The sequence below is a fragment of the Streptomyces sp. NPDC017448 genome, from assembly GCF_044330565.1.
Classification (GTDB): Bacteria; Actinomycetota; Actinomycetes; order Streptomycetales; family Streptomycetaceae; genus Streptomyces.
Window position 1 is genome coordinate 295,028 of record NZ_JBIRLM010000005.1, and the last position, 16,056, is coordinate 311,083.

The window sequence follows — 16,056 nt, forward strand, 5'->3', positions numbered from 1 at the left end:
GGCAACCATGACCGCACCAGAGGCCGCCGCCGGCGGGGCCGGGCAGGACCCGGCCCACGCCGCGAGTTCGATCGTCGAGCTCCTCGACGTGATGTGGGACCACGCCAGGAACGCCACCGCGGGCATGAGCGCGCCCGGCTCCACCTCCCAGCTCCGCCTGATGTACGTCGTCGACGGCGAGGAGGGCGTCCGCATGCGCACCGTGTGCCACCGCCTCGCCTCCGCGCCGCCGACCGTGACCCGCATGTGCGACCGCCTGCAGGCCATCGGCTTCCTCGAACGCCTGCCGTGCCCGGACAACGGCCGCGAGATCGCGCTCCGGCTCACCGCCACCGGCAGGGAGCACCTGCAACGCATCCGCGCCCAGCGCGACACCGTGCTCCACCAGGCCATAGCCGACATGTCCCCCGGCGAACGCGGCGCCCTGGCCCTGGGGCTGGCGGGGTTGCGCGCCCAGCTCGCCACCGGCCGCGCCGAGGACCACCACACCCCCGGCAGCCACTCGGCGGCCTGATCGGCGGCCGACGCGGCGGAGCCCCCCAGCGCGCGTCCGGCGGAACGTGACCGCCATGCCCGGCCCGGTGGGGAGGACCGGCGCGCCCGGCACGATCCGAACGAGAAAGCCCCGAAGGCCGTCCCGGCGCCCCCGGCGGGGCCGCCCTCAGTCGGCCGGCGGCGTCCACGGGCGGGCGTGCATCAGGTTCTCCAGCCCCGCCCAGGCGAAGTTCATCAGGGTCGCCGCGGCCTCCCGCGCCGAGACGTCCGGGGTGTCGTTGGCCCATCCCGCCAGCGACTCCGCCGCGCCCACCAGGGCCTGGGCGAGCCCCGCCACGTCCCGGTCGGCGAGTGCGGGGTCGCTGTGCGCCTCGCGGGCGGCGGCCCCGATCAGCCCCGTCACGAACGCGACGATCTCGTCCCGCATGGAGCCGACCTCGCTGACGAACGGTTCACCGTGCGACCGCGCCTGACGGTGCAGCACCGACCAGGCGTCCGGGTGCTCGGCGGTGTGGACGAAGAACGCCCGCAGCCCCGCCCACAGTTGGGCGTCGGCGGGCAGGGACGGGTCCGCCCCGGCCCGTACCGCCTCCAGCAGGGCGTTCGCCTCGCGCTTGATACAGGCGGAGAACAGGTCCTCCTTGGAGTTCAGGTACAGGTAGACCAGCGGTTTGGAGACGCCCGCCAGCTCCGCGATCTCGTCCATGGAGGCGGCCCGGTAGCCGCGTTGGCCGAAGGTCCGCACGGCGGCGTCCATCATCTGCTGCTCGCGCACGGCGCGCGGCATCCGCTTGCCCTTCACAGCACTCATGTCCGGTTCCTCCCCGCCCCCGCTGCCCTGCTCCCCGTCCACCCTACGGCGGTCGGCGGCCCCGCGTCGCAGCGAGTGATCAAGGGGAAGGCCCGGCCGCGGCGCGCGGGCCCTCTGCGACCACCGGACGAGGCGCGTCCTACCGTGGCACTACACGCTTCGGCCCCACGTCCGACGCGGGCCGCCGGTCTCCGCGCCTAGCGTGCCGGAGATGACGATCATCCTTCGCGACAGACGGTCCGGGGCCGCCGCCACCGCCGTGGCCCTGACGATGGCCGCCGTGGCCGCACTGGCCGGGGCGAGCGCCCCCGCCTCGGCGTCCGGTCCGGCGGGGGCGGCGACGGCGACCGCCCCGGCCGCTCGCGCCGCCGCGCCCTCCGCACTGGCGCTCCCCCGCCCCACCGGCCCGTACGCCACCGGGCGCGACGCCCTCCTCCTCACCGATCACACCCGCCCCGACCCGTGGGCGCCCGCCTCCGGGCCGCGCCGGCTGTCGGTGGTGCTGCACTATCCGGCCCGCCCCGGCACCGGTGGCGGGGCGGCCCCGTACATGGCCGAGGAGGAGGCCCGGCTGATGCTCGCGCAGCGCGGGCTCGACGATCCGGCGTGGCCCGGACGGGTCGGAGCCACCCGGACCCACGCCCGTACGGCGGCCGTCCCGTCCCCGGGGCGGTTCCCGCTGGTGCTGCTCTCCCCCGGCTTCGGTACGCCCCGGGCCACGCTGACCGGGCTCGCGGAGGAGTTGGCGAGCCGGGGATACGTCGTGGCGAGCGCGGACCACCCGTACGAGACCACCGGCATGGAGCTGCCCGACGGGCGGGTCCTGCGGTGCGCCGCCTGCGACGCGGTGGACGCGCAGCCCGACGAGGCCGGGCGGCGGAAGGTGCTGGCCGCGGTCTCCGCCGGGCGGGCCGCCGACTTCTCCTTCCTGCTGGACCGGCTGACGGGCCCGCGCCCGGCGTGGCGGCACGCCCGGACGGTCGATCCGCGCCGGGTGGGCATGGCGGGCCACTCCATCGGGGGCAACGCGGCCGCCTCCACCATGGCGGCCGACCGCCGGGTGGACGCGGGCGTCGACATGGAGGGCACGTTCTTCGACCCGGTCCCCCGCCGGGGGCTCGCCGGACGGCCCTTCCTGATGCTGGGGACCGACCCGGAGCACGCTCCCGGCGCGGGCGACACGTCCTGGGACGAGGGCTGGGCGCGGCTGGACGGCTTCAAGCAGTGGCTGACGGTCCGGGGCTCCGGCCACTTCACCTTCACCGACACCCCGGAGATCGGGGAGCAGCTCGGCGTCGTGGACCCGGGCGCGCCGCTCTCCGCCGCCCGTTCGACCACGATCACCCGCGCCTACGTGACCGCCTTCTTCGACCGGTCCCTGCGCGGCCGGCCGGCCCGGCTGCTGGACGGCCCGAGCGCGGCCCATCCCGAGGTGCTCTTCCAGCGCCCCTGACGGCCCGGGGGAACAGGGCGGCGCCCCCGGGCCGTCCACGTACGGGGTACGTGGTGGCCCGGGGGCGCCGTCGGGTGTGCGGCGGGCGCTACGCGGTGACGGGCACCGCGTCGCGGACCTCCTCGCGGTCGGCGTCCCGGTCCTCGTCGCGCCGGTCGGCGGCGTCGTCGTCGAGGGAGTCGATCGGGGAGGCCGAGGCGGTGGCGTACGCGTCGTGGTCGAGGATCTTCTCGCGGGCCGCGACGATCACCGGGACCAGCGCCTGGCCGGCCACGTTGGTGGCGGTGCGCATCATGTCCAGGATCGGGTCGATCGCCATGAGCAGGCCGACGCCCTCCAGCGGGAGGCCCAGCGTGGACAGGGTGAGGGTCAGCATGACCGTCGCGCCGGTGAGGCCGGCGGTGGCCGCCGAGCCGATCACGGAGACGAAGGCGATCAGGAGGTAGTCGCCGATGCCCAGCTGCACGTCGAAGATCTGCGCGATGAAGATCGCCGCCAGCGCCGGGTAGATCGCGGCGCAGCCGTCCATCTTGGTGGTCGCGCCGAACGGGACGGCGAAGGAGGCGTACTCCTTCGGGACGCCGAGGCGCTCGGTGACCCGCTGGGTGACCGGCATGGTGCCGACCGAGGAGCGGGAGACGAAGGCGAGCTGGATGGCGGGCCAGGCGCCCTTGAAGAACTGGAGCGGGCTGACCTTGGCGACGGTGGCCAGGAGCAGCGGGTAGACGCCGAACATCACCAGGGCGCAGCCGATGTAGACGTCGGCGGTGAACGTCGCGTACTTGCCGATGAGCTCCCAGCCGTAGTCGGCGATGGCGTAGCCGATGAGGCCGACGGTGCCGATGGGGGCGAGGCGGATGACCCACCACAGGGCCTTCTGGAGCAGCTCCAGGACCGCCTGGCTGAAGGTGAGGATCGGCTGGGCCTTCTCGCCGAGCTTGAGCGCGGCGATACCGGCGACGGCGGCCATGAACACGATCTGGAGCACGTTCAGCTCGGTGAACGGCGTGATCACGTTGTCCGGGACGATGCCGGTCAGGAAGTCGATCCAGCTGCCCTTGGTCTCGGAGAGCGCGCCGTCCTTCGGCGTGAGGCCGGTGCCGGAGCCCGGGTTGGTGACCAGGCCGATCGCGAGGCCGATGGCGACCGCGATCAGGGAGGTGATCATGAACCAGAGCAGGGTGCGGGTCGCCAGCCGGGCGGCGTTGTTGACCTGGCGCAGGTTGGTGATCGACACCAGGATCGCGAAGAAGACCAGCGGGGCCACGGCCAGCTTGAGGAGCTGGACGAAGAGCGAGCCGATCTCGTCGAGGGTGGTGACGAGCCAGCCGAGCTCCTGGCTGCGGGCCAGCCAGCCGAGCAGCACACCGAGGATCAGACCGGCGACGATCTGGACCCAGAACGGGACGCGGGGTATGCGGGGACGGGAACCGGGACCGGAGCCGGCTGGCTGCTCGGCCTCGGGGGCGGCGGACGCGGGGGACGCGGACACGGACACACTCCAACGGGGATCGCATCGGAACGCACGGAGGTCATCCACGCGGTCGTGCGGTGGAACGGGGACGGGGTCGCGGCGCCCGCGCCGGGGGCGGCGCCGCTGCATGATGCCGTATCAGACGTTGCGGCAACAGACCGCGGACATACAGCGGCAGAGATCGACATGCAGGCGCGCCACGAGCGGGGTGCTCGCGGCATGACGGAGGCGCACAGCTGTCTTCATGGCACATACGTTAACACTTGTACTTTGAGAAGCTCAAAGCGTTTCTTTGGCCCGGCGGGAGCGCTTTCCTCCCGGTACGCCGCCCCCGGCACGCCGAGGGCCCCGTACCGGAGCGGTCTGCTCCGGTACGGGGCCCTGGGGGAAGGCGGTACGCGCGGGCGCGCGCGTGTGTGAGGAACCTTACTGAACGGCGTCCTCGCGGGCGCGGTTGGCGTCGAGGCGCGCCTTGGTGCGGTCGACCGTGGTGACGATCTGCTCGGACATCTCGTCGCGCTGCTTGCGCAGCAGCACGTAGCTGAGCGGGGCGGAGAGGACGAGGCCGAGGAGGATCACCCAGACCGTGTTGGAGCCGCCGAGGCCGGAGGGGACCAGTCCGAAGTGGACGGCGACACCGGCGACGAAGAAACAGCCGACGAAGATCAGCAGGCGCAACGCCGTGTAACGGATCATCGCGCTCGGCTTGGCAGCGGACACGGTGGGCCCTCTCTTCCCGGGAAATCTCGACACGCTTCTGCCCGTCCAGTGAAGCATGGCCCGAATTCTCTCGATTCAGGGGGTTGCCGGGACCGGGAGAGCCCCGGCCGGGAAGGCGGCCGGGGCTCTCGTGGGGAGCGGGGGCGGTGCGCGTCAGACGCGCATCGGCTGCGGCGACTCGCGCCGGTCCGGGTCGGGGCCCGGGTACTCGCGCAGGATCTCGTAGCGGGTGTTCCGCTCGACCGGCCGGAAACCGGCGTCGCGGATCAGCTCCAGCAGGTCCTCGCGGCCGAGCTTGTTCGGCGTGCCGAAGTCGTCGGCGTCGTGCGTGATCTTGTACTCGACGACCGAGCCGTCCATGTCGTCCGCGCCGTGCTGGAGCGCGAGCTGGGCGGTCTGCACGCCGTGCATCACCCAGAAGACCTTGACGTGCGGCACGTTGTCGAAGAGCAGCCGGGAGACCGCGAAGGTCTTCAGCGCCTCGGCGCCGGTCGCCATCGTGGTGCGCGCCTGGAGCTTGTTGCGGACCTTGCCGTCCTTCATGTCCACGAAGTCGTGCTGGTAGCGCAGCGGGATGAAGACCTGGAAACCGCCGGTCTCGTCCTGCATCTCCCGCAGCCGCAGCACGTGGTCGACGCGGTGGCGGTGCTCCTCGATGTGCCCGTACAGCATCGTCGCGGGGGTCTTGAGCCCCTTCTCGTGCGCGAGGCGGTGGATGCGCGACCAGTCCTCCCAGTGGGTGCGGTGGTCGACGATGTGCTGGCGGACCTCCCAGTCGAAGATCTCCGCGCCGCCGCCGGTCAGCGATTCGAGGCCGGCCTCGATCAGCTCGTCGAGGATCTCGGAGGCGGAGAGCCCGGAGATCGTCTCGAAGTGGTGGATCTCCGTCGCCGTGAACGCCTTGAGCGCCACGTTCGGCAGGGCTTCCTTCAGCGCGCTGAGCGAGCGCGGGTAGTAGCGCCACGGGAGGGTCGGGTGGAGCCCGTTGACGATGTGCAGCTCGGTGAGGTTCTCGCCCTCCATCGCCTTGGCGAGGCGGACGGCCTCCTCGATGCGCATCGTGTACGCGTCCTTCTCGCCCGGCTTGCGCTGGAACGAGCAGTACGCGCACGAGGCGGTGCACACGTTGGTCATGTTGAGGTGGCGGTTGACGTTGAAGTGCACGACGTCGCCGTTCTTGCGCGTCCGCACCTCGTGCGCCAGCCCCCCCAGCCACGCCAGGTCGTCGGAGGCGTAGAGGGCGATCCCGTCCTCGCGGGTCAGCCGCTCGCCGGCCCGGACCTTCTCCTCCAGCTCGCGCTTGAGTCCCGCGTCCACTAGGGCGCCTCCCATTTCTCCGTGTTCCAGACTCCGCCCCACGGTACTCCCCCGCCCTCCGGCCGGAGGGCGGCCCCCCGAGCGGCGGCGCGGGGCTACGCCTCCTCGGGAAGCTCCCCGACCCGGTTCTCCCACTTGGTGGAGAGCACGATCGTGGTCCGGGTCCGCGAGACGCCCTTCGTGCCGCTCAGCCGCCGGATCGTCCGCTCCAGACCGTCCACGTCGCCGACCCGGACCTTGAGCATGTACGAGTCGTCGCCCGCGATGAACCAGCAGTCCTCGATCTCCGCGAGGTCCTTCAGCCGGTGGGCCACGTCCTCGTGGTCGGCGGCGTCGGAGAGCGAGATCCCGATCAGCGCGGTCACCCCGAGCCCCAGCGAGGCGGAGTCGACGGTGGCGCGGTAGCCGGTGATGACACCGGCGGATTCCAGCCGGTTGATGCGGTCGGTGACGCTGGGCCCGGAGAGCCCCACCAGCCGTCCCAGCTCGGCGTACGAGGCCCTGCCGTTCTCCCTGAGGGCCTGGATGAGCTGCCTGTCCACCGCGTCCATATGACTGAAACCTTCCATTGTTCAGCAGTACCGCGAGTTTACGTGTAGAATCTAAGGCACGTAGGGCTGACGCCCTACAAATCTTCTAGAACATCCAAGAAACGCTTTCGAATCTTCAGGAGTGATCTTCACCGTGTACACGATCGAGATGGCCTACGCCCGGATGCGCGAGCTGCAGGACCTGGCCAACCGCTCGCGTGCCCACCAGCCCGCCGCCGCGCACCGCGTCGACAAGGTCCGCACCCCGCGCGCGCACAAGAAGCGCTGACTCCGGGGCCTTCGGCCTCCCCACCGCCGGGCGTGGCACCGGCCGCCCTCCGGGCGGCGGCAGGGGGACGCCAGGCCCTAGCGGTCCTGAGGATCGCGGGAGCCGCCACCGAGCTCTCCTTCCCAGCGGCGGTACAGGCGGTGCGGCACGCCCGCCGCGTCCAGCACCCGCCCCGCGACGAAATCCACCAGGTGCTGAATGTGCGTCGCCCCCGCGTAGAACGCCGGAGAGGCGGGCAGCACGATCGCGCCCGCCTCGTCCAGGGCCACCATCTGCTTCAGCGTCTGGCCGCTCAGCGGGGTCTCGCGCACCGCGACCACCAGCGGGCGGCGCTCCTTGAGCGTCACGCTCGCGGCCCGCTGGAGCAGATCCTTCGACAGACCGAGCGCCACCCCGGCCACACAGGCCGTCGAGGCCGGCACGATGAGCATCCCCCGCGCCGGGTACGACCCGGAGGACGGCCCGGCGGCCAGATCACCGGCCGGCCAGTGGCGTACGCGCTCCAGCTCCGCCTCCCCCACCGCGAACGCGTCCGGCTTCCCGTCCGCCCCCCGCTCCAGCCAGACCCGCAGGTCCTCGCGCCAGTGCCCGTCCCGGAACGCGATGCCGGTCTCGTCCAGCAGGGTGAGCCGCGAGGCCCGGCTCACCACCAGGTCCACGCTCTCGCCGGCCGCCAGGAGGCCGCGCAGGACGGCGGCCGCGAACGGGGTACCCGAAGCGCCGGACACCCCGACAATCCAAGGCCGCCGCTGCTGATGAGTCACTGAAGTCCTGGATTCCACACCCGCGAGCCTATCCGGCACGGCTCCGCGCCCGGCACCCGGAACCGGGCGGCCGCCGCGGACGTTCCACCGGGTGACGGCCAACCTGGGGCAGGGGCAGACCATGGGCGACCACCGGACCACCGACCGCACCGGGGGCCACAGCGCCACCGGCTCCGCGCGGGCCTTGTCCGCGGGGCTCCTGATGGCCGGCTGGGTGGCCCTGCTCTGGGTCCTCGAAGGGATCGACACGGCCACGGGCCACGCCCTGGACACCTACGGCATCACCCCGCGCGAGACGGCGGAGCTGCGGGACGTGGTGCCCGCCGCGTTCCTGCACAGCGGCTGGGAGCACGTGGCCTCCAACAGCGTCCCGCTGCTGGTCCTCGGCTTCCTCGCCGCCCTGGCGGGGCTGCGCCGGTTCGCCGCCGTCGTCCTGACGGTCATCCTGGTCAGCGGCCTCGGCGTCTGGCTGACCGCCCCGCGGAACACGGTGACGCTCGGCGCGTCCGGCGTGGTCTTCGGGCTGCTGGGCTATCTCCTGGTCCGCGGTTTCGTGGACCGCCGCCCCCGGGACGTCCTCGTCGGCGTCGGCGTCGCCGTGGTCTACGGCTCGCTGCTGTGGGGCGTCCTGCCGACCGAATCCGGCGTCAGCTGGCAGGGCCACCTCTTCGGGCTGGTCGGCGGGGTCGCGGCGGCCTTCCTCTTCCGCCGCCCGCGCCGCGCCCCGGCCCGCCCGGTCACGTTCTGAGGGCCCGCCACCAGAGGTGTCACGGGGTCAGGCCCCGCACCAGCAGATCCAGCAGCGCACAGGCGAACAGCGCGATCCCGATGAAACCGTTCACCGAGAAGAACGCCCGGTTCAGCCGGGACAGGTCGTGCGGACGCACCACCCGGTGCTCGTACACGAACGCCGCCGCGACGATCGCCATGCCGATCCAGTAGAAGACCTCGGCGTCCGTGGCCAGCCCGAACCACACCAGCAGCCCGGTCGTGACCGCGTGGCACACCCGCGCGCCCCACAGCGCCGCCGGGACCCCGAACCGCGCCGGGAACGAGTGCACCCCGTGGGCCCGGTCCGCGGCCACGTCCTGGCAGGCGAAGATCAGGTCGAAGCCGCCGATCCAGATCCCCACGGCGAGCCCGAGGATCACCGCTTCCCACGACCAGCTCCCGGTCACCGCCAGCCAGGCCCCGATGGGACCGATGGCCTGGGCGAGCCCCAGGATGGCGTGCGGGAAGTTGGTGAACCGCTTGCCGTACGGGTAGACCACCATCGGCACCACGGCCACCGGCGCGAGCGCCAGGCACAGCGGGTTCAGCAGCGCCGCCGCGCCCAGGAAGACGGCCAGCGCGACGAGCGCCCCGGTCCACGCCGACTTCACCGACACCGCGCCGGTCACCAGCTCGCGGCCCGCCGTACGCGGGTTGCGGGCGTCGATCTCCCGGTCGATGATCCGGTTGGCGGCCATCGCGAAGGTCCGCAGCCCCACCATCGCCAGCGTGACGAGCAGCAGGACGCCCCAGTGGATCGTGCCGTCCATCCGGAACATCGCGGTCAGCGCGGCGATGTACGCGAAGGGCAGCGCGAAGACCGAGTGCTCGATCATCACGAGCCGCAGGAAGGCCTTGACCTTGCCGTCCGATGGGGCGGGTCCGGGGACGGACGCCGCTTCTGCCGCACTGCTCACAGCCCGTATTCCTTCCAGCGGCGGTCGACCTTCGCCGCCGTCTCCGGGTCGGAGACGACCATCTCCGGCCAGCCGCCGTCCCGCGTGTACCCCTCGGTGGGCAGCTTCCTCGTCGCGTCGATCCCCGCCTTGCCGCCCCAGAACTGCTGGTACGAGGCGTGGTCCAGGTGGTCGACCGGGCCCTCGGTGACGGTCAGGTCCCGGGCGTAGTCGGTGTTGCCGAGCGCCCGCCAGGCCACCTCGTGCAGATCGTGGACGTCGCAGTCGGAGTCGACCACCACGATCAGCTTGGTCAGCGACATCATGTGCGCGCCCCAGATGGCGCTCATCACCTTCTGGGCGTGCTTCGGGTACTTCTTGTCGATCGAGACGATCGCGCAGTTGTGGAAGCCGCCCGCCTCGGGGAGGTGGTAGTCCACGATGTCCGGCACGATGATCTTCAGCAGCGGCAGGAAGAACCGCTCCGTGGCCCGGCCCAGCGGCCCGTCCTCGGTCGGCGGCCGGCCCACCACGATGGACTGGAGCAGCGGCCGCTTGCGCATGGTGACGCAGTCGATGGTCAGTGCGGGGAACGGTTCCTGCGGCGTGTAGAAGCCGGTGTGGTCCCCGAACGGGCCTTCGGGCAGCATCTCGCCCGGCTCCAGCCACCCCTCGATGACGACCTCCGCCTGCGCGGGGACCTGGAGCGGCACGGTCTTGCAGTCGACCATCTCGATCCGCTTGCCCTGGACGAACCCGGCGAAGAGGTACTCGTCGATGTCCCCGGGCAGCGGCGCGGTGGAGGCGTACGTCACGGCGGGCGGGCAGCCGAAGGCGATGGCGACGGGCAGCCGCTCACCGCGCCGGGCGGCGACCTGGTAGTGGTTGGCGCTGTCCTTGTGGATCTGCCAGTGCATCCCGATGGTGCGCTTGTCGTGGCGCTGGAGCCGGTAGAGGCCCAGGTTCCGGACGCCGGTCTCGGGGTGCTTGGTGTGGGTGAGGCCGAGGTTGAAGAACGAGCCGCCGTCCTCGGGCCAGGTGAACAGCGCGGGCAGCCGGTCCAGGTCGACGTCGTCGCCCGTCAGCACCACTTCCTGCACGGGCGCGTCGCCGGACTTCACCTTCTTCGGCGGCACGTGCACCATCGAGCCGAGCTTCCCGAACGCCTCCCGCACGCCGACGAAGCCCTGCGGCAGCTCCGGCTTGAGGAGCCCGCCGATCTTGTCGCTGATGTCGCTGTACGCCTTCAGCCCCAGCGCCTTGAGGAGGCGCCGGTCGGTGCCGAAGACGTTCATGGCCAGGGGCATCGAGGAGCCCTTGACGTTCTCGAACAGCAGGGCCGGGCCGCCCGCCTTGTTGACCCGGTCGACGATCTCGCCGACCTCCAGGTGGGGGTCGACCTCGACCTTGACGCGCTTGAGGTCGCCATCGCGCTCAAGGGCCCGGAGCAGGGAGCGAAGATCGTCGTAAGCCATGGGGTCCAGTTTGTCATCCCCGCCCCCGCGGCCGGGCCGGGGCTCCCCCGGCGGGGCCGCGCCACGGGGCCCGGGCGGAGGTCCGGCGAGGGCCGCGCACGCCCGCGCCGCGGTCCGGCCCGCCTGCCCGGCGGGGCCGTCACGCGCCGCCGGCGGCGCCCGCCGAGGGCCCCGGGGCCCTTCACGTCGAGCCGGTACCCTGGCGGCGATACGGGGCAATCATCCCGCCCGCCGCCACCTCCTGGGGGACGCACCATGAGAGCCCTGATGTTTCTCGTGCCGCTGGCTCTGACGATCTACGCGTTCATCGACTGCCTGAACACCTCCGAGGAGGACACCAAGCATCTGCCGAAGGTCGCCTGGGTCTTCATCATCCTGCTGTTCTGGGTCGTCGGCCCGGTCGTGTGGCTGATCGCCGGCAAGGCCCGCCGCACCGCGGCGGGGACCGCCGGGCCCGGCTACCGGCAGCGGACCAGGCGGCAGCAGTGGGTGGCCCCGGACGACAACCCGGACTTCCTGAAGTCCCTCGGCGACGACCGGCGGTCCGAGCCGGACGCCGAGGAGGAGCGGGGCCGCGGCGACGGTACGAACCCCGACGACAAGGCCCCGCCCGCCCCCTGACGGCCCCGCACCCGACGCGCATACGCCACGGCTCCCCGGAAGACATCCCGTCCGGGGAGCCGTGGCGTAGGTGTCGAAGGGTCCGGCGCGGTGGCTCAGACCCCCGCGTAGGAGTGCAGGCCGGAGACGAAGATGTTCACGCCGTAGTAGTTGAACAGCCAGCAGGCGAAGGCGATGAGCGCGAGGTAGGCGGCCTTGCGGCCCTTCCACCCGGCGGTGGCGCGGGCGTGCAGGTAGGCGGCGTAGGCGACCCAGGTGATGAAGGACCAGACCTCCTTGGGATCCCAGCCCCAGTAGCGGCCCCAGGCGTCGCCCGCCCAGATCGCGCCCGCGATGATCGTGAACGTCCACAGCGGGAAGACGGCGGCGTTGATCCGGTACGAGAACGTGTCCAGCGAGGCGGCCGAGGGCAGCCGCTCCATCACCGAGGAGGCGAACTTCCCGGGCGTGCCGCCGGAGGCGACCTTGTTCTCGTAGCTGTCGCGGAACAGGTAGAGGATCGTGCCGACCGCGCCGAGGTAGAAGACGGCGCCGCACAGGATCGCGGTCGAGACGTGGATCCACAGCCAGTACGAGTGCAGGGCGGGCACCAGCTGGTCGCTGTCGGTGTAGAGCGTGGTGACCGCGATGCCGAGGTCCAGCAGGACCGTGGTGACCAGCGGCAGGCCGATCCAGCGGACGTTCTTCTTCAGCGCGAGCAGCACCAGGTAGGAGCCGACCGCCACCGTGGAGAAGGTGATGGAGAACTCGTACATGTTGGCCCAGGGGGCCCGCTCCACGGAGAGCGCCCGGGTGGCGACGCCGCTCGCCTCGACCAGGAAGGCGACCGTGGTCAGCGAGACCGCGATCCGGCCCCACAGGTCGCCCTTGAAGGTGCCGCCGGCCGCCCCCGGCCCGTCGGGCACGTCCCGCGTCCCGGTGGCGGAGCGGGTGACGACCTTCGGGCGCTCCAGCACGGCGGTGCCGCCGGCCTGCGTCTTCGTGGCGGTGGCGGAGGCCCCGGCCCCGGCGTCCGCTCGGGGGGCGGACAGCGCGGCGGCCGTGCGGCCGACCTTGCTGCGGCTGCCGAAGACCCACTCCGCGATGTGCGCGAAGAAGGCCAGGGTGTAGACGGCCATCGACGAATAGATCAGCACGTTGCTGGCGTTCGCCAGGCTCTCGTTCGTTGCGGCGGCGAGATTCACTTCTCAGCCCCTTCGGCAGGTGCTTCGGCAGGGTGGACGGGCCGGCTCCCGGCCTCGTTCGTGGCTTCGGTGGTGGCGGGCGTGGCGGGTGTGTCCGGTTCCCCGGCCGCGTCCCGGCCGGCGGAGCTCTCGGGCGCGTCCGGTTCCTCCGGGGCGACGGGCGCGGTGGCGACGAGGGCGGTCGCCAGCTCGCCCAGCTCCTCGGGGAGCCGCGCGGACTCGCTGCGGCCCAGCCCCGCCATCTCCACGACCGTGACGCCGTCCGCGCCCCGGACCGCCCGCACCCACACCCGGCGGCGCTGGATGAACAGCGAACCGGCGAGGCCCGCGATGGCGGCGACGGCTCCGCCGAGCGCCCAGCCGTTGCCCGGCTGCTGCGAGATCTGGAAGCTGGCCCACTCCTCGGTGCCCTCGTAGGTGATGGAGCCGCCGTCCGGCAGGTCCAGCTTCTCGCCGGGCATCAGCATCTTCTTGAGGAGCTCGCCCTTCTCGTCCTTGAACTCCTTCATCTTGGACGTGTCGAGCTGGTAGACGTTCTGCGCGAGCCCGGAGTCCACGCCGAGGGAGCCGTGGTAGGCGCTGAGCGCCAGCACGGGGAAGTCCAGGGCGGGGAACTGCGAGAACATCTGGCCCTTGCCGTGACCGGCGAAGGTCGGCACGAAGAACGCCTTGAAGCCCAGCTGGGTCTTCTTGCCGTTCTCGTCCTTGTAGCCGTCCATCACCTTGATGGCGCCGGACGAGGTGATGTTGTTGTCGATCGGCAGCAGCGGGACGGCGGACCGCGAGACGACCTTCCCCTTGCCGTCCCGGACGGTGACGACGGGGGCGTAGCCGTGGGCGATCAGATAGACCTTGGTGCCGTCCACGACGAGCGGTTCGTTGACCTTGATGACGCCCTTGCGCTCGGCGCCGTCGGCCCCCTCCGCGTACGTCACCCGGGCCTCGAAGGTGCGCGGGGTGCCGCGCTGCGGGCCGCTCTTCTCGTACGTGCCGACGAAGTCGTCCAGCACGAAGCTGAACGGGGCCAGCGAGTCGGAGTCGTAGAGCGAGCCGTACTTGATGTTGTCGTACTGGGTGAGCGTGTTGGAGAAGCCGTCGCCCTCGACGACGAGCTTGCCGCCCTCGGATTTGAAGAGCTGCCCGCAGGCGAAGGCCACCAGCATCACGATCAGGGCGATGTGGAAGACCAGGTTGCCGGCCTCGCGGAGGTAGCCCTTCTCGGCCGCGACCGCGTCGCCCGCCTCGTGCGCCCGGAAGCGCCGCCCGCGCAGGACCGCGAGGGCCGCCGCGCGGACCTCCTCGGGCTCGGCCCCGGTGCGCCAGGTGGTGTACGCGGGCAGCCGGGTCAGCCGCTTCGGCGCGCCCGGGGGGCGGCTGCGGAGCTGGCCGACGAACTGGCCGGTGCGCGGCACGATGCAGCCGATGAGCGAGACGAACAGCAAGATGTAGATCGCGGAGAACCACACCGAGCTGTAGACGTCGAAGAGCTGGAGCTTCTCGTAGATCGGGGTGAGGGTGGCGTGCTGGTCCTTGAAGGCCTGCACCTTCACGTCGTCGACGCTGTTCTGCGGGATGAGCGACCCCGGGATCGCGCCGAGGGAGAGCAGGAAGAGCAGGATCAGCGCCACCCGCATCGAGGTGAGCTGGCGCCAGAACCAGCGGACCCAGCCGACCACGCCCATCGCGGGCACGCCCGCGCCGGTCTCGGGGCGCTCCTCGCGGGGCGCGGTGGAGAGCCGTTCACCGGCCGCGCCGTGGCCGGAGTCGTCCGGGCCGGGGGGCGGTCCGCCCGGCCCGGCGGCGGAGGCGCGCGCGTCCTCGTCCCCGTGCTGCCGCGTCCCCGTGCTGTTCGCCTTGCTCATGAACTCAGATCCCTACGACGAAACCGCTGGACCAGCTCTGCATCTGCTGCATGATCGTGGCCCACGCACCGGTCAGCAGCAGAACTCCGGTCACGATCATCATTCCGCCGCCGATCCGCATCACCCACGCGTAGTGGCGCTTGACCCAGCCGAACGCGCCGAGCGCCCGGCGGAAGGCGACCGCGGCCAGGACGAACGGGACGCCGAGTCCGAGACAGTACGCGACGGTCAGCAGCGCGCCGCGTCCGGCGGTGGCGCTCTGGGTGGACAGCGCGAGGACGGAGGAGAGCGTCGGGCCGATGCACGGCGTCCAGCCGATCCCGAAGAGCGCGCCCAGCAGCGGCGCTCCGGCGAGCCCCGTCACCGGCCGCTTGTGGAAGCGGAACTCGCGCTGCGTCACGCCGGGCAGGAGCCCCAGGAAGAAGACGCCCATGAGGATCATCAGGGCGCCGAGGACCTTGTTCAGCACCTCGGAGTGCACCTGGAGCTCTTGGCCGAAGTAGCCGAAGAGCGCGCCCGTGGAGGCGAACACCACGGTGAAGCCGAGGACGAAGAGGGAGGCGCCCGCCACCACCCGGCCCCGGCGCGCGTCGGCCAGGTCGGTGCCGCTGACCCCGGTGACGTAACTGAGGTAGCCGGGGACCAGCGGCAGGACGCAGGGGGAGAAGAAGGAGATGAGACCGGCCAGCAGGGCGAGCGGCAGCGCGACCAGCAGCGCTCCCGACAGGACGGTCTCGTTGTACGCGGCCAGGGTGACGGCCCCGTGGTGGGCGGCGAGCGGGGTCACCGGGTCACTTCTCCGCGATGATCGGGTCGATCATCTCGCGCAGCCCGTCCGCGTCGAGCGCCTGGAGCGTGCGCGCCGCGATCTTCCCGTCCCGGTCGATGACCACGGTGGACGGGATGGCCTGGGGGTTCAGGGTGCCCTTGGGGAAGCGGAGGATGAGCTTGCCGATCGGGTCGTAGAAGCTCGGGTACTCGATCCCGTAGTCCTTCTCGAAGTTGACCGCCTTGTCCCGTTCGGGATCCCGGGTGTTGATCCCGACGAACTGGACGCCCCGGTCGGCGGTCTCCTCGGCGACCTGCGCGAAGTACTTCGCCTCCAGGCGGCAGGGGCCGCACCAGGAGCCCCAGACGTTGAGCACGACGACCTCGCCCTTGTAGTCGGCGAGGTCGAGCGGCTTGCCGTCCAGGCCCTCGCCGTCGAGCTTCGGCGCGGCCACCCGGTCCGCCCGGTCGACGGTGGAGACGCCGCCGCTGCCGGTGATGAAGTTGGTGTTGCCGCCGCCTCCCGCCTTGGTGCCCTCGCTGCACGCGGTCAGCGTCAGGGCGCCGGCCACGGCGGTGGCGGCGAGCAGGGTGAAGCGGCGTCGGGACGCGCGGCCAAAGCTCAT

General features: G+C 71.9%; 17 protein-coding genes. 5 read left to right on the top strand and 12 right to left on the bottom strand.

Features of this window, described 5'->3' with window-relative positions; genetic code table 11:
- Positions 1-7: 7 nt before the first annotated feature.
- The gene (locus tag ACH4K1_RS11950; RefSeq protein WP_398088762.1) at positions 8-514 is read left to right on the top strand and encodes a MarR family winged helix-turn-helix transcriptional regulator; all 507 of its coding nucleotides are present in this window, start codon (positions 8-10) and stop codon (positions 512-514) included.
- Between the two features lie 147 nt (positions 515-661).
- On the opposite strand, the gene ACH4K1_RS11955 is transcribed toward ACH4K1_RS11950, so the two are convergent.
- The gene (locus ACH4K1_RS11955) at positions 662-1,306 is read right to left on the bottom strand and encodes a TetR/AcrR family transcriptional regulator (protein WP_228990697.1); all 645 of its coding nucleotides are present in this window, start codon (positions 1,304-1,306) and stop codon (positions 662-664) included.
- Between the two features lie 211 nt (positions 1,307-1,517).
- Between ACH4K1_RS11955 and ACH4K1_RS11960 the strand changes: the two genes are divergently transcribed.
- Positions 1,518-2,759, top strand: a complete 1,242-nt coding sequence (locus ACH4K1_RS11960) for an alpha/beta hydrolase family protein (protein ID WP_398088764.1) — start codon at positions 1,518-1,520, stop codon at positions 2,757-2,759.
- An 88-nt stretch (positions 2,760-2,847) separates the two neighbouring features.
- Here the strand turns inward: ACH4K1_RS11960 and ACH4K1_RS11965 are convergent, their stop codons facing one another.
- The 4 genes from ACH4K1_RS11965 to ACH4K1_RS11980 all read right to left on the bottom strand — a co-directional run bounded on the left by ACH4K1_RS11965 (position 2,848) and on the right by ACH4K1_RS11980 (position 6,821).
- Entirely contained in the window at positions 2,848-4,251 is a 1,404-nt protein-coding gene (locus ACH4K1_RS11965; RefSeq protein ID WP_398088766.1) for a dicarboxylate/amino acid:cation symporter, read from the bottom strand.
- Positions 4,252-4,659: 408 nt separating this feature from the next.
- On the bottom strand, positions 4,660-4,953 hold the full coding sequence (locus ACH4K1_RS11970; protein ID WP_398088768.1) for a DUF4229 domain-containing protein: 294 nt from the start codon (positions 4,951-4,953) through the stop codon (positions 4,660-4,662).
- Positions 4,954-5,106: 153 nt separating this feature from the next.
- Positions 5,107-6,270, bottom strand: a complete 1,164-nt coding sequence (gene mqnE, locus ACH4K1_RS11975) for an aminofutalosine synthase MqnE (RefSeq protein ID WP_228991094.1) — start codon at positions 6,268-6,270, stop codon at positions 5,107-5,109.
- Positions 6,271-6,365: 95 nt separating this feature from the next.
- A complete protein-coding gene (locus ACH4K1_RS11980; RefSeq protein ID WP_073771823.1) occupies positions 6,366-6,821 on the bottom strand; it encodes an Lrp/AsnC family transcriptional regulator in 456 nt (151 codons plus the stop codon).
- Positions 6,822-6,942: 121 nt separating this feature from the next.
- Between ACH4K1_RS11980 and ACH4K1_RS11985 the strand changes: the two genes are divergently transcribed.
- Positions 6,943-7,089, top strand: coding sequence for a hypothetical protein (locus ACH4K1_RS11985; protein ID WP_228990693.1), 147 nt, complete (start codon positions 6,943-6,945; stop codon positions 7,087-7,089).
- Positions 7,090-7,166: 77 nt separating this feature from the next.
- On the opposite strand, the gene ACH4K1_RS11990 is transcribed toward ACH4K1_RS11985, so the two are convergent.
- Entirely contained in the window at positions 7,167-7,853 is a 687-nt protein-coding gene (locus tag ACH4K1_RS11990) for a UbiX family flavin prenyltransferase (RefSeq protein ID WP_398088770.1), read from the bottom strand.
- A gap of 121 nt (positions 7,854-7,974) precedes the next feature.
- Between ACH4K1_RS11990 and ACH4K1_RS11995 the strand changes: the two genes are divergently transcribed.
- A complete protein-coding gene (locus ACH4K1_RS11995; RefSeq protein ID WP_398088873.1) occupies positions 7,975-8,601 on the top strand; it encodes a rhomboid family intramembrane serine protease in 627 nt (208 codons plus the stop codon).
- Between the two features lie 19 nt (positions 8,602-8,620).
- On the opposite strand, the gene mqnP is transcribed toward ACH4K1_RS11995, so the two are convergent.
- Together mqnP and ACH4K1_RS12005 are read right to left on the bottom strand one after the other, a co-directional pair.
- Positions 8,621-9,541 (bottom strand): menaquinone biosynthesis prenyltransferase MqnP, encoded by a 921-nt coding sequence (gene mqnP, locus ACH4K1_RS12000; protein WP_398088771.1) that lies wholly within the window; start codon positions 9,539-9,541, stop codon positions 8,621-8,623.
- Positions 9,538-10,995: a menaquinone biosynthesis decarboxylase gene (locus tag ACH4K1_RS12005; RefSeq protein ID WP_398088773.1), complete on the bottom strand. Its 1,458-nt coding sequence runs from the start codon at positions 10,993-10,995 to the stop codon at positions 9,538-9,540. The genes mqnP and ACH4K1_RS12005 overlap by 4 nt, the downstream gene beginning before the upstream one ends.
- A 267-nt stretch (positions 10,996-11,262) precedes the next feature.
- On the opposite strand from ACH4K1_RS12005, the gene ACH4K1_RS12010 reads away from it, so the two are divergent.
- On the top strand, positions 11,263-11,616 hold the full coding sequence (locus tag ACH4K1_RS12010) for a PLD nuclease N-terminal domain-containing protein (RefSeq protein WP_398088875.1): 354 nt from the start codon (positions 11,263-11,265) through the stop codon (positions 11,614-11,616).
- Positions 11,617-11,711: 95 nt separating this feature from the next.
- Here the strand turns inward: ACH4K1_RS12010 and ccsB are convergent, their stop codons facing one another.
- From ccsB to ACH4K1_RS12030, 4 genes are read right to left on the bottom strand one after another with little or no spacing between them, the layout of a single operon-like run.
- Positions 11,712-12,800, bottom strand: a complete 1,089-nt coding sequence (gene ccsB, locus ACH4K1_RS12015; RefSeq protein WP_398088775.1) for a c-type cytochrome biogenesis protein CcsB — start codon at positions 12,798-12,800, stop codon at positions 11,712-11,714.
- Positions 12,797-14,662, bottom strand: coding sequence for a cytochrome c biogenesis protein ResB (locus tag ACH4K1_RS12020; protein ID WP_398088777.1), 1,866 nt, complete (start codon positions 14,660-14,662; stop codon positions 12,797-12,799). Before ACH4K1_RS12020 ends, ccsB begins: the two co-directional genes overlap by 4 nt.
- 4 nt (positions 14,663-14,666) lie before the next feature.
- The gene (locus ACH4K1_RS12025) at positions 14,667-15,449 is read right to left on the bottom strand and encodes a cytochrome c biogenesis CcdA family protein (RefSeq protein WP_398088779.1); all 783 of its coding nucleotides are present in this window, start codon (positions 15,447-15,449) and stop codon (positions 14,667-14,669) included.
- Between the two features lie 4 nt (positions 15,450-15,453).
- A complete protein-coding gene (locus ACH4K1_RS12030; RefSeq protein WP_398088781.1) occupies positions 15,454-16,056 on the bottom strand; it encodes a TlpA family protein disulfide reductase in 603 nt (200 codons plus the stop codon).

Coding starts and splice junctions, on each gene's coding strand:
- ACH4K1_RS11950 (WP_398088762.1), top strand. CDS start 8: ATGACCGCACCAGAGGCCGCCGCCGGCGGGGCCGGGCAGGACCCGGCC.
- ACH4K1_RS11955 (WP_228990697.1), bottom strand. CDS start 1,306: ATGAGTGCTGTGAAGGGCAAGCGGATGCCGCGCGCCGTGCGCGAGCAG.
- ACH4K1_RS11960 (WP_398088764.1), top strand. CDS start 1,518: ATGACGATCATCCTTCGCGACAGACGGTCCGGGGCCGCCGCCACCGCC.
- ACH4K1_RS11980 (WP_073771823.1), bottom strand. CDS start 6,821: ATGGACGCGGTGGACAGGCAGCTCATCCAGGCCCTCAGGGAGAACGGC.
- ACH4K1_RS11995 (WP_398088873.1), top strand. CDS start 7,975: ATGGGCGACCACCGGACCACCGACCGCACCGGGGGCCACAGCGCCACC.
- ACH4K1_RS12005 (WP_398088773.1), bottom strand. CDS start 10,995: ATGGCTTACGACGATCTTCGCTCCCTGCTCCGGGCCCTTGAGCGCGAT.
- ACH4K1_RS12010 (WP_398088875.1), top strand. CDS start 11,263: ATGTTTCTCGTGCCGCTGGCTCTGACGATCTACGCGTTCATCGACTGC.
- ACH4K1_RS12020 (WP_398088777.1), bottom strand. CDS start 14,662: ATGAGCAAGGCGAACAGCACGGGGACGCGGCAGCACGGGGACGAGGAC.
- ACH4K1_RS12030 (WP_398088781.1), bottom strand. CDS start 16,056: ATGAGCTTTGGCCGCGCGTCCCGACGCCGCTTCACCCTGCTCGCCGCC.